This window comes from Mongoliitalea sp. (genome assembly GCF_054166905.1).
In genome coordinates, this window is sequence record NZ_JBSZCK010000040.1 from 559,984 (window position 1) to 573,315 (window position 13,332).

A 13,332-nucleotide genomic window follows, 5' to 3' on the forward strand; every position below is an offset into this window, starting at 1 on the left:
AAACCTTCTTTCAAAAATATTCTGCATACCGAGTATTTTTTATAACTTCAAGATTCAGAAATTAACCTTTAAACTCAAACAAAGTGCTGGTTTGTTCAGGTAGCTAACCCTCAAGCCAAGTACATTAAAAAGCTATTAACAAATGAAACAAGTAGTATTTAAGGAAACGGGCATGCCCCTGGATGTATTGAAGATGGAGGAAGCAGAAATGCCAACTCCCAAACCTCATGAAGTACGTATTCGCGTAACTGCCCGTAATATCAATCCATCGGACATCATGTTTATTCGTGGGATGTATGGGATTACCCCTAAGCTACCAAGTTCTGCCGGTTTTGAAGCCGCAGGCGTGGTGGAGACCGCCGATGCGGAAAATAAAATTCCTGTAGGAACACGGGTGATTTTTACAGCTATCGGCACTTGGAAGGAATTTGTCTGTGTGCCTGCTATGATGGTCATTCCTACGCCGTCTGGAATTTCGGATGAGGTAGCTTGTCAGGCTTTTGTCAATCCATTGACAGCCTATGGTATGTTAGAGAAATCCGGTCTAAAGACTGGTGACTGGTTGTTGGTGACGGCTGGCGCATCTGCTTTTGGAAAGTTGGTGATCCAATTGGCCAGTAAAAAGGGAATTAAAGTAGCCTGTACCGTCAGAAGGGATGAACAGAAAGCCTTATTGGAAGGATTAGGAGCTGATTTAGTTATCAATACTGAAAAGGAAAAGCTCCAAAAAGTGATTATGGAGAAAACTGATGGAGGAGTTTCAGTGGTATTCGATGCAGTAGGGGGAACCTTAGGTGCCCGGGCATTGGCAAGTTTGAAAGCCGGAGGACGGATGATGGTGTTTGGATTATTGAGTTTAGAAAACATTCCCTTGAATTCAGGCTTATTAATTTTCAAAGACTTGAAAGTGGAAGGATTTTGGCTGACTACCTGGATGGAAAGCTTGACTACGGAGGAGCGAAACACCGCCTTTAAAACTGTTTTTGGTATGTTGCTATCCCAGCAAATGAAAGTAGATGTGGATGCAGTCTATCCATTAGAGCAATTTGCAGAAGCCATCCAGGCCTACGAAACAGGGGGTAGAAATGGGAAGATTATTTTGGCAAGTTGACAGTAAGCAGTTAGCAGTGCATAGTGAGTAGTGAGTAGTGAATAGAGCGTAGTGAACAGTGCATAGTGAGCAGTGAGTAGTGAACAGTGCCTAGTGAACAGTGGTAGTTAAAAGTGCACAGTGCTATTGATGAGGTCAGTTGAAGTAAACAGTTTACATTTGGGATTGAACACTTAGCGATAGTTTGAAAAGACCAGGCAGGTTTTTAAAACCTGCCTGGTCTCATTTTTTGTGGGAATTTGGATAGATGAAAGAAATAATCGTAAATAACTTAATTGACCAAGCACCTTACAAGGGAATATTCAAGATTTAAGCCTTTCAGGCTTATAAGGAGACACTAGAGATCATAGCAGGAAGCAAAGTACTACTACTTAGAGACAAGAAATTCTTTCATTTTTAACTCCTTGCTTCGACAAGCTCAGTACAAGTGCTTGGACTATGCTCAACACAGGCATTCCTAATTTCTTTCTGTTACCTCCTCAAGACTCCGGCAGGAGTCTACTACCGCAGGGTATTAGCCCCGAGTCGCCACTCGGGGAAAAAATGATAAAGCATCCCCTATTTCCCAACTCCGATAGGAGTTGAATTTTATCGGAATTGATTGTTAATAGAAGTTTTGATTAAATTTTATCCTAAAAGAAAGAAGATTCTTCTAACAGTTCAACCCCTTTCAGGGGTTGGGAGTGCTGGTAGATTGATTACATATTTAACCCCGAGTTGTCACTCGGGGCTAATACCCTTCGGGATTTAACCCCTATCGGGATTTTTAGGTAAAACCTTAATTTTATTAAAATCTAGATTTATTTACCTCCAAATCACTTTCAATTATTTTCCAATGCCGGGGATAGAAATCCAAGGCTTAGATGTGGGGCGTGCCTATGGCACTAGTGGCTATGAGCTCATTCCTTGCTTCGACAAGCTCAGCACAGGCATTGCTAACTGTTCACTACTCACTTTTCACTGCTCACTCCTTGCTTCGATTACGCTCTGGATGGGCATTCCTCATTCCTCATTCTTCATTCTTCATTCCCAACTGTTCACTGCTAACTACTCACTTTTCACTGCTTGCTTCGACTTCGCTCAGCACAAGCACTGCCCACTGTTCACCCTACCACGCTATTCCATAATCCTCTCCATGATTGCTTGAGCCGCCCCAGAGGGTGCCGTGTTTCCAATCAAACCAAATGGCATTCAACGGACCAGAAGTGCGCTCTTGAAAGTCCATTTTGTAGCCTCGCTTTCTTAAATCGTTGCGAATCCAAGATGGAATGGCATTGTTGAGCGTTATTGAACCGGGTTTAATTTCATGGGCACCGAAAGAGGATTGCATCTGATAACTGTGAATATTGGCTGCTTCAGAGGCTTCCTGTACCGTCATTCCAAACTCTACGATATTCAAGAATAGTTGCAACAAGTCCTGATCTTGGGTATCACCCCCTTGTACAGCAAAGGATAAATAGGGCTTTCCATCTTTCAAAGCCATCGAAGGAGTAAGCGTTACCCGAGGACGCTTGCCAGGCTCTAGTAAATTGTATGGATTCATACGTTCATCCAAAACCCAAGATTGCATGCGCTGACTTAAGCCAACCCCCGTATTTCCTGCAATCACCGCAGGAACCCAGCCACCAGAAGGTGTAATGGAAACCACCCATCCTTCCGCATCGGCAGCCTGAATGGAAGTAGTGCCGGATTGGAACTCCAATAAAAAAGGATCTTCGGGGCCTGAAATTGGTTGTTCAGGTGCATGGTAAGCCAAAGCTTCCGAACGTTTTTCCAACAAATGCAAGAAAGGATTTTTACCTCCTTGGAAAGGATAGGGGTCACCAGGACCGATCGTAGGGTCATTCTTCTCCTGAATCAACTTCGCACGCTCTTTCGCATATTCCTTGGACAATAAACCTCTCATGGGGCTCTTTGGCTCGAAAGCAGGATCTCCATAATAAAAGTCCCGATCAGCAAAAGCTAAGGACATGGCTTGATAAACTGTGTTGATGTAGTTGGCTGAATTGTAACCCATGGATTTTAAGTCAAAATTCTCCAAAATATTCAATGACTGCAGGAGGGCAGGACCTTGGGTCCACTCTTGCAACTTATACACATCTATACCTTTGTAGTTAACCGAAAGGGGTTCTTCGATCTTCACCTTCCACTTGGATAGATCTTCCATGGTAAACAATCCCCCTTGTTCACGTGTAGAGCGAACAATTTCCTCCGCAATATCACCTGTGTAGAATCTCTCATAAGCTGCATAAATCGCTTCTTTACGGTTTTTGCCACTAGCCAATGCAGTCCGTTCTGCTTCCACTAGCTTTGCCAAAGTTTGATATAAATCTTCCTGAACAAAGATTTCACCTGCATGCGGAGCTTCTCGCTCTTCACCTAAATGGGGTAGGAAAACCTTTTGGGAATAGGGCCATTCTTTGATTCGTGCTTTATTACTCTCGATGGAATTGGCTGTTTGTGCTTCAATGGGATAGCCTTTAGCTAACTGCATGGCTGGCTTGAGCACTTGTTCCAAACTCATGGTTCCATATTCTGCCAGCATGGTCATCAAACCTCCGGGTGTTCCGGGGGTGGTGGCCGCTAAGGGGCCAAAAGCTGGTGGGTAATCCATTCCCTGAGATTTATAAAATTCTATGGTCGCACCTGTTGGGGCTACACCCATGGCATTGATGGCTATTACTTTTTTGAGTTCGGGATGATAAATAAGCGCTTGTGTTTCACCACCCCAATTCAATACATCCCACATTGTGGCCACCGCTGCCAACATACCACAGGCAGCATCTACGGCATTGCCTCCTTGCTGGAAAATCATGGAGCCAGCGGTAGCCCCGAGAGGCTTTCCAGTGATTGCCATCCACTCCTTCCCGTGAAGAGGTGGCTTTTGAGTTGTTTGGGCAAATGTGTTGTGGGCGACTACTAAGATAAGGGCGATAATGATTAAGCGGAATCGTTTGAACATGACTATGTAATTGTTCTTTTGGTGATAATTTGATAAGTTTTTAAAACATGTAAGGACTGAATTTTAATTCTCCATCAATTGGTTACTGATGGGTTCGAAACCTTCAAATTGACTATTGTAATATGTGAAAATACTATACCAGGAAGAGGGGTCATTGTATCTCAATTTATTATCACTGACAAAGGTGGAAATCATTGTTGCTTGATCTCCAAAGATTTCCAGGAATTGTTTTTTCTTTTTTGGGATGAGGAAGATGTCTTTTCCAACAGCATAATAATACTGATTTCTCTTAACGATTTTATCATCTTTTTCACCAACCATCAATGCTTCGTTATAATTGGAAGCTCGGATGCTGGCAACGGTTCTACGGAGTAAAGGCTTTTGTCCATCCACCAATACCTCAAAGAACCCGGAAATTGGTGAGCCTTCATCTTTAAAATCCATACCGTTGACAAAAAATCGGGGAATATTAAAATCCTTATCCACCCACACGACATTTTGTATACGCAATCCGGGAATGGCGCTGACCTCATCCGAATCCTCAGCTTTAATTTCAAAGGTGTTTGAATTGATCTGATAGCGGACCATATAGCCTTCCATCACTTCCGAATTCTTGTAGAGTAAGATAGAAGCCTTGTTCCAATTCGCATCCAAATAGTAGTCTCCAATCAATTGCTTCGGCTCCGGAGGAATCCCAAAAACAGCATTTCCACCTACCAAATTAGGACGGGAGGTAAACAATTGGGCTACATTGGTAGCTCGGATGGTTTTTTGTAAGACATCACCTGACTTTTCTTCCATCCCCAAAGGATAGATAAGAATCGTTCCTAAATTCAGGTTGTTTTTGACATTGATCTGATTTTGGTAAGGTTCAAAACCAGGAATGAGCACTTGAATCACAAACCTTCCTTCATACACATTAGAGATCTCAAACTTTCCCGTTTGTCCACTGATCGCATAGAAAGCTGTTTCTCGGATGGTTATGGTAGCATTGACAATGGGCTCCTCGCTTATTCCATGTTTGAGGCTTCCACTGATCTGAAATGTTTGCGCATAAGATAAAATAGGAGTTAAAAGCAGGCAAAAGGCAAAAAATAGCGTACCTTGTAGTCGTATTAGAATATTCATCGGCAAATCGGTATTTTTATTTAGTGAAATCAAAATATCAACAATTGTTTTGGTTTAATTGAGTTCGAGTGTAATTTTATCAGTAATATAAGTATTGATTTGCAAAATCTTTTAAAAATTGGGATTTCAACAGTTTAAATTTGACAGCAGCCTCCAAGATGGGCTGGATGCCATGGGCTTCGACAAGCCAACACCTATACAAGAAGCAGCCGTTCCAGTAATTCAAGCAGGAAAAGACTTAATCGCATGTGCACAAACAGGCACAGGGAAAACAGCCGCATTTATTTTACCCGTAATTGATAAAATCGTCAAATCGGGAAAAAGCTGCTTAAATACCCTCGTGCTGGCACCAACGAGAGAGTTGGCCATACAAATTGATCAACAGATTCAGGGTTTCGCCTATTTCGCAGGCATCAGCTCCATTCCGATTTACGGAGGTGGAGATGGGATTGCTTGGGAACAGCAGAAAAAAGCCATGGAAATGGGGGCAGAAATCATCGTAGCTACTCCCGGGCGTTTGATTGCCCTATTACAGGGTAAGAAAATTGACCTCAGTTCCCTAGAACATTTGATCTTAGATGAAGCAGACCGAATGATGGATATGGGTTTTTCAGATGATATCCTGACCATCATTAACTACCTGCCCAAAGAGCGTCAAACCATCCTGTTCTCGGCTACTATGCCTCCAAAAATCCGCTCGTTCTCCAAGCAGATTCTAAACAGTCCGGAAGAGATTAGTTTGGCTTTGGGAAAAACAGCAGCTGGCGTAACGCAAAAAGTATATGCTGTCTATGACGGACAGAAAGAAGCACTTATCCGCTCTATTTTGACAAGCAAAGATTACGAAGCAGTTATTATTTTCGCATCCACCAAGGATAAGGTCAAGAGCTTACATAAACTCCTGCGTAAAGACTTTGAAGTGGAAGCTTTTCATTCTGACTTGGAGCAAGTGGAGCGTGAACAGATTATGTCTCGCTTTAAAAATAGGCAATTGAAAATCCTTATCGGAACTGATATCATTTCCAGAGGGATTGATGTGGTAGGAATTGAATTGGTAGTCAATTTTGATACTCCCAATGATCCGGAAGACTATGTACACAGAGTAGGTAGAACAGCTCGTGCAGACTCCAAAGGGGAGGCTATTACTTTTGTTTCTGACAAGGATGCCTACAAATATTTCCGAATCGAGCAATTGATTGGAATGGAGATTGAAAAGTGTCCACTTCCAGAAGGATTGGAGGCAGGCCCTGTTCTTAAACAACGTTCAAATGCAGGTTCATCTCAGAAAAAAACTGGAAAAAAACCCTTCAAGAAGAAGAGCAACCGTCCTAAGGAAGAACGAGGAGAACAAACAAAAGCTTCTTCAGAAGGCAGTAGTGAGACGGCAACAGCAAAAAAACCAAGAGTTTCTCCTGTAGCCAAACCTGCTATTCCAAGGCAAAATGAACAACCTAAAGCAAGTTCATCGGAAGCCAATACGAAGCAGTCCAAGTTTAGACAACGAAAAAATATGGATTAGTCCAGCTTACCAAGGGTTAGTGCGGGTAATCGTAACCTCACTGACCCTGTTTAAAGCGTTTAAACGCAAAATAATTTTTAAGGGCTCTTCCTCTTTTTTCACAAATTGCTCACATTCAGGTCCCGGCTCAGCAAAATAAATGAAAAAGGATTGCGAGCGATCCGCCAATTCCACTTGGTCAGGTCTCCCAAAGGTCTTCATCAATGCCTGATTATCTTTTCCCAATAATTCATCTTTCAAAGGGCGAAATGTCTCCACGGAAGCCAAACGATCTCCTTTGCAACCTCCTCGGTCATTTTTCCAAGCCTCAAAATCTACGCCTTCCATTTCCAATTTGGATGAACATGCTGCTGTTAAGCCCAAAATAACAAGGAAAGTTACTACTGAACGCTTAGAAAAGAGTTGATTTTTCATGGGTGTTGATTTGAATGCAAAAGTAAAAGAATATCTATAATTATCCTCAAGCAAAGAAACTAGATGCCTGCAGCTTTGTTTCCAAATTGCCTATTTAAGCATTTTAAATTACTTCCATGAAATAAACGAATGTGCACTTCTACAAAAATCCTGGGCTTTCTAAAATTACTTAAACCTGCTAGGGTATTAAATTCCAGCAGATTGTGTGACAATTGCTGCCGCATTTTGTGGGTTGCTAGCATTTACAGCGTTCCAATTTCCTTTAAATAGCTATATTAGCAGGCTAAAATTGTGTGGTATGTATATTCGATTTGGAAAAGTATTTCATGGTCTGACCATTTTCTTGTTTCTCTTTGTATTCCTGTATTTCTATGCAGCACTCTCAGATAGAATTGCTTATGCAGTGGATGAGGATGGAGGTTGGTTGAAAACCATCACCAAAGGAACCTTCTTTTATACAGGGTTGATCATCTTTGGTCTATTAAATGTAATCTTGGCTGTGCCGGGCAAAATGATTGAAAATGGAAGTATTGCCAGTTTGAAACGCTTATTTCCCGTGGGAGATATTTTCAGAGAATACATTTTACTATGGATTTATAGCTTCATTGGAATCATCAATGTTTCTCTATCCATCCTGACGCTATTTGTACATAGTATCAACAATCAAAATGAAATTTCAGCAGATAGCTTTAGCTTCTTCTTTTACATGGTGCCGATCTTTTTCTTTATCTGGATTTTGGCCCTTTTCTGGATTTTATTCAAAAAATTTCAGGATATTAAAGAAAACTCACCCTCATAAATATTCAAAATAGTCCATGGCGGAAAACGTACAATATACCGAAGATAGTATTCGATCCCTTGATTGGCGGGAACATATCCGCTTACGTCCAGGGATGTACATCGGAAAGTTAGGAGATGGAAGTGCCCAAGATGATGGGATTTATGTCTTGGTAAAAGAGGTGGTGGATAACTCCATCGATGAACACATGATGGGACATGGTCGCACGATTGATATCAAAATCTCCGAGCACCGGGTGGAAGTTCGAGATTACGGTCGCGGAATTCCTTTGGGAAAAGTAATTGACTGCGTATCCAAAATCAATACCGGTGGTAAATACGACTCAGGAGCCTTTCAGAAATCCGTAGGATTAAATGGAGTGGGTACCAAAGCCGTAAACGCCCTTTCGGATTACTTTAAAGTGCAATCCTACAGAGATGGACAGTCCAAAGTGGCGGAATTTGAAAAAGGAATTTTGAAACATGAGGAATTGATTGAAAAGACTTCGGACCGAAATGGAACGAAAGTAATTTTTACACCTGATGCGAGCATTTTCAAAAATTACCATTTCATTCCCGAATACCTTGAAAATCAGATTTGGAATTATGCCTTTTTGAATGCTGGGTTAACCATCAATTATAACGGGAAAAAGTATTTTTCTGAAAAAGGCTTGTACGACCTATTGACCAGAAAAGTAGATGAGGATTCCATTCGTTATCCCATTCTTCATCTGAAGGGGAATGATATTGAATTTGCTATGACCCATGCCAATCAGTATGGGGAGGAATATTATTCTTTTGTGAATGGACAGTATACCACCCAGGGAGGTACTCACTTGGCAGCATTTCGTGAAGCGGTGGTAAAAACCTTGCGAGAGTTTTATAAAAAAGATTTTGATGCCTCTGATATCCGTCAATCCATTGTGGCGGCTATTGCAGTTAGGGTACAGGAACCTGTCTTTGAATCTCAAACCAAAACCAAACTAGGCTCTCAATCGGTAGGACCTGATGGACCAACGCTCCGTACGTTTGTCAATGACTTTGTCAAGACAGAATTGGATAATTACCTACATAAAAACCCTGCGGTGGCGGATGCTATTTTGAAAAGGATTTTGCAATCCGAGCGGGAGCGTAAGGAAATATCCGGTATCAAGAAATTGGCTAATGAGCGGGCTAAAAAAGCCAATTTGCACAATAAGAAGCTGCGCGATTGCCGCTTGCACTACGATGATGCTAAAGGGGATGAGGAGTTGAGAAACAATACCATGTTGTTTATCACGGAAGGCGACTCAGCTTCCGGTTCCATTACCAAGTCCAGAAACGTGCAAACTCAGGCGGTATTCTCCTTGCGTGGAAAGCCTCTGAATTGCTACGGTATGACCAAGAAGGTGGTCTATGAAAATGAGGAATTTAATCTTTTGCAACACGCCCTAAATATTGAAGATGGTATTGAAGGTTTGCGCTTTAGAAAAATAGTCATTGCCACCGATGCGGATGTAGATGGTATGCACATTCGTTTGTTGATTATGACCTATTTCTTACAATTCTTCCCGGATTTGGTAAGAAACGGACACCTCTTTATATTGGATACACCTTTATTCCGTGTCCGAAATAAAAAGGAAACCATCTATTGCTACACCGATGAGGAGCGTCAACGAGCCATTCATAAATTAGGGAAGACCGCAGAAATCACCCGATTCAAGGGCTTAGGAGAGATTTCTCCGGAGGAATTCGGAAAATTTATAGGAGAAGATATTCGTTTGGACCCCATTATCTTAAACAAAGAGACCAAAATTGCAGATCTGTTGAGTTTCTATATGGGGAAAAATACACCTGACCGACAGAATTTCATCATTGATAATTTGAAAATCGAAAAAGACTTGGTTTTTGATGATCCTTCAAAGAAAGAGTCAGATGAAGATTCCGAAGCTGCATAATTTCTTGGATTACCCAAACAGATTTCAACTTAGTACACAAGCATGAGCGATACCAATACACCCAACCCAAACGAAGAAGACGCACGCTTACATGATTCCGTTCCTGTTACAGGGATGTATAAAGACTGGTTTTTGGACTACGCCTCCTATGTAATCTTAGAGCGGGCGGTACCAGCCATTGAAGATGGTTTGAAGCCTGTACAGCGCAGGATTCTCCATGCCATGAAAGAAATGGATGATGGGCGCTTCAACAAAGTAGCCAATATCATCGGTCAATCCATGCAGTATCACCCGCATGGAGATGCTTCTATTGGAGACGCCATCGTCAATTTGGGCCAAAAGGATTTATTGATCGAAACCCAAGGAAATTGGGGTGATATCCGTACCGGTGATGGTGCGGCAGCATCCCGATACATCGAGGCACGTCTTTCAAAATTTGCTTTGGAGGTGGTGTTCAATCCCCAAACCACCGAGTGGCAGTTGTCCTACGATGGAAGAAAGCGGGAACCGGTCACTTTGCCTGTCAAATTTCCTTTGCTATTGGCTCAGGGGGTGGAAGGAATTGCCGTGGGTTTGTCTACCAAAATTCTTCCTCACAACTTTGTTGAATTGATTCATGGCTCCATCGCCATCCTCAATGGGGAGCGAACCAATATACTACCGGACTTTCCTACGGGAGGCTTAGCAGACTTTTCTGAATATAATGAAGGCCTCAGAGGTGGTAGAGTTAAAGTTCGAGCAAGAATTGAAGAGGAGGATAATAAAACACTTTTAATCAAGGATATACCTTTTGGAACTACCACTAATTCTCTGATTGATTCCATTATCAAAGCCAATGATAAAGGGAAAATCAAAATCAAGAAAGTAGTCGATAATACAGCCAAAGATGTAGAGATTCAGATTCAATTGGCACCGGGGCAATCTCCCGATATGACCATAGATGCCTTATATGCTTTTACCGATTGTGAGGTCAGCATCTCACCAAATGCCTGCGTTATTATCGAGGATAGACCGGTTTTCTTGTCGGTCAATGATATCCTAGCATACAATACCAACCAAACCAAGCAATTGCTGAAGCGGGAGTTGGAGATCCGAAAGGCTGAATTGATGGAGAAATTACTCTTTTCTTCTCTGGAAAAGATCTTCATCGAAAATAGAATCTATCGGGATATTGAGGAATGCGAAACTTGGGATGCAGTCATTGAAACCATCGATCGAGGTTTGGATCCATTTAAGCCGGACTTTTACCGAGAAATCATCACAGAAGACATTGTTCGCTTAACAGAAATCAAGATTAAGCGAATTTCCAAGTTTGATGCCTTCAAAGCAGATGAGTTGATGCGCAAATTGCAGGAAGAGCTGAAGGAAGTGAATTACAATTTGAAGCATCTGACTGCTTATGCCATCAAGTACTACGAAAATCTATTGACCAAATACGGGAAAGGTAGGGAGCGAAAGACCGAAATCCGCACCTTCGATCAGATTGAAGCTACTGTGGTGGCTGCCAACAATGCGAAATTGTATGTCAATAGAGCTGATGGTTTTGTGGGTTTTGGATTGAAGAAGGATGAATTTGTCTGCGATTGTTCCGATTTGGATGATATCATCGTCTTTAGAAGAGATGGTGTTTGTGTAGTGACGAAAATACAGGAGAAGGGATTTGTCGGAAAAGATATAATTCATGTGGCTGTTTTCCGCAAAGGAGATGAGCGCATGGTGTACAATTTGATTTATCTCGACGGAGGCAGTGGCAGGGCTATGGTTAAGCGATTCCAAGTGTTAGCAGTTACACGGGATAGAGAGTATGATTTGACCAAGGGAAGCAAAGGCTCCAAAGTGCTGTATATGACTGCCAATCCCAATGGAGAAGCAGAAATCGTAACCGTTTATTTGACACAAGGCGCTAAAGCAAAAATCAAGGTTTTTGATTTTGACTTTAGTTCAATAGAAATCAAAGGACGTGCTGCAGGTGGAAATATTTTGACCAAATATCCGGTTCGGAAGATTCAATTAAAGATGCAGGGTGTTTCTACCCTCGGAGGCTTGGATATTTATTACGATAGTTCGGTTGGCCGCTTAAATACCGATCAGCGGGGCAAAAAAATCGGTAATTTTCTGGGAGATGACCGTATTTTGGTTTTCTACAAATCCGGAGAATACGAGTTGACCACCTTTGAATTAACCAATCGCTATGAGTCTGCGGATGTATTGTTGATAGAGAAATTTAATCCGGAGGGGGTTATTTCCTGCATTTACTATGATGGAGCTAGCAAAACCTATTTTGTGAAACGCTTCTTGATCGAAACCACCACCATCAACAAAAAATTCTCAGTAGTTTCCGATCATAAGCAATCCTCCTTGAAAGTAGTTTCCACTGCCAAACAACCACAGGTGAAAGTGCAGCTACAAAAAGGCAAAGAACAAGAGGAGATAGAATACGATTTGGATATGTTGATTGATGTCAAAGGCTGGAAGGCCATAGGCAACAAACTATCCTCACATCCAATTCTAGATATCCAATTGATCAGTGCTGTTGCAGAATCTACCGAAGAGGAAGCATCCGAAATCACCGAACCCGAAGAAGCTGATGCCACCTCCGAAGAAAGCAGCACCAACGAAGGCTTCGACGTAGGCTCTACGGTTGAGTTCAAAGTCAAAAAAGACGACGAAGAACAGCTGGGGCTGTTTTAGTGAACAGTGGGTAGGGAATTAGGAATTAGGAATTAGGAATTAGGAATGAAGAATTAGGAATTAAGAATGGAAAATGCTTGTGCTGAGCTTGTCGAAGCAAGGAATTAAAAATGAAAGAATTTCTTGCCTCTAAATTGTAGCAATTTTCTTCCTGCGATGAACTCTAGTGTCTCCTTATAAGCCTGAAAGGCTTAAATATTGAATAACCCCGAGTAAGGTGCTTGGTGAATTAGGTTATTTACGATTACTTTCATGCACCGCAACTCGGGGAGAAGAATCTCCTCCTGAAACCAGAGGCTCGCAGGGTAATTATCGTCGAGCCACCCACGCCATACGAGCCGATACGACGATAATTATTTTTAGGTACCATGAGGTCTTATTGTGGACTTTCGAGAGTAGTTGGAGAATGTAAAGAGTTAGTAGTGAGCAGTGAACAGTTAGCAATGAATAATTAAGAATGATGAATGAGGAATGCTCGTGCTGAGCGCAGTCGAAGTACCTGTGCTGAGCTAATTCGAAGCAAGTAATGAAATGTGGGTTTTAACCCACGAAGATATTTTCAATTAAATTACGGTAAAGAAAATAATTTTAAGGAATACCCCCATCAATTGCCGTGGCTTTTAAGCCCCGGCATTGGAGGAGCAGTGAACAGTTAGCAATGCTTGTGCTGAGCGCAGTCGAAGTACCTGTGCTGAGCTAATTCGAAGCAAGTAACGAAATGTGGGTTTTAACCCACGAAGATGTTTTCAATTTAATTACGCTAAAGAAAATAATGTTAAGGAATACCCCCATC

General features: G+C 41.9%; 8 protein-coding genes. 5 read left to right on the forward strand and 3 right to left on the reverse strand.

All coding sequences use genetic code 11. The annotated features are described in order from the left end of the window. The first annotated feature begins 142 nt into the window (after positions 1 to 142). Positions 143 to 1,111 carry a zinc-dependent alcohol dehydrogenase family protein gene (locus tag ACXIUD_RS16625; protein ID WP_458053768.1) on the forward strand — a complete coding sequence of 323 codons (969 nt, stop codon included), beginning with the start codon at positions 143 to 145 and terminating at the stop codon, positions 1,109 to 1,111. A 1,108-nt stretch (positions 1,112 to 2,219) separates the two neighbouring features. Here ACXIUD_RS16625 and ACXIUD_RS16630 read toward each other — a convergent pair. Then, positions 2,220 to 4,073 carry a gamma-glutamyltransferase family protein gene (locus ACXIUD_RS16630; protein ID WP_458053769.1) on the reverse strand — a complete coding sequence of 618 codons (1,854 nt, stop codon included), beginning with the start codon at positions 4,071 to 4,073 and terminating at the stop codon, positions 2,220 to 2,222. Positions 4,074 to 4,136: 63 nt separating this feature from the next. Beyond that, entirely contained in the window at positions 4,137 to 5,201 is a 1,065-nt protein-coding gene (locus tag ACXIUD_RS16635; RefSeq protein ID WP_458053770.1) for a carboxypeptidase-like regulatory domain-containing protein, read from the reverse strand. A gap of 118 nt (positions 5,202 to 5,319) precedes the next feature. Here ACXIUD_RS16635 and ACXIUD_RS16640 point away from each other — a divergent pair, with 118 nt between their 5' ends. Beyond that, positions 5,320 to 6,720 (forward strand): DEAD/DEAH box helicase, encoded by a 1,401-nt coding sequence (locus tag ACXIUD_RS16640; protein ID WP_458053771.1) that lies wholly within the window; start codon positions 5,320 to 5,322, stop codon positions 6,718 to 6,720. A 6-nt stretch (positions 6,721 to 6,726) separates the two neighbouring features. Here ACXIUD_RS16640 and ACXIUD_RS16645 read toward each other — a convergent pair whose 3' ends face one another. After that, positions 6,727 to 7,134 (reverse strand): hypothetical protein, encoded by a 408-nt coding sequence (locus tag ACXIUD_RS16645; RefSeq protein WP_458053772.1) that lies wholly within the window; start codon positions 7,132 to 7,134, stop codon positions 6,727 to 6,729. Between the two features lie 298 nt (positions 7,135 to 7,432). Between ACXIUD_RS16645 and ACXIUD_RS16650 the strand changes: the two genes are divergently transcribed. Genes ACXIUD_RS16650 through ACXIUD_RS16660 form a run of 3 tightly spaced genes read left to right on the forward strand, consistent with a single transcriptional unit; the run spans position 7,433 to position 12,539 of the window. Beyond that, positions 7,433 to 7,933 (forward strand): DNA topoisomerase IV, encoded by a 501-nt coding sequence (locus ACXIUD_RS16650; protein WP_458053773.1) that lies wholly within the window; start codon positions 7,433 to 7,435, stop codon positions 7,931 to 7,933. Between the two features lie 16 nt (positions 7,934 to 7,949). Further along, complete coding sequence (locus ACXIUD_RS16655) at positions 7,950 to 9,848, forward strand: DNA topoisomerase IV subunit B (RefSeq protein WP_458053774.1); 1,899 nt, start codon at positions 7,950 to 7,952, stop codon at positions 9,846 to 9,848. A gap of 42 nt (positions 9,849 to 9,890) precedes the next feature. Beyond that, positions 9,891 to 12,539 (forward strand): DNA gyrase/topoisomerase IV subunit A, encoded by a 2,649-nt coding sequence (locus ACXIUD_RS16660; protein ID WP_458053775.1) that lies wholly within the window; start codon positions 9,891 to 9,893, stop codon positions 12,537 to 12,539. Positions 12,540 to 13,332: the final 793 nt, after the last annotated feature.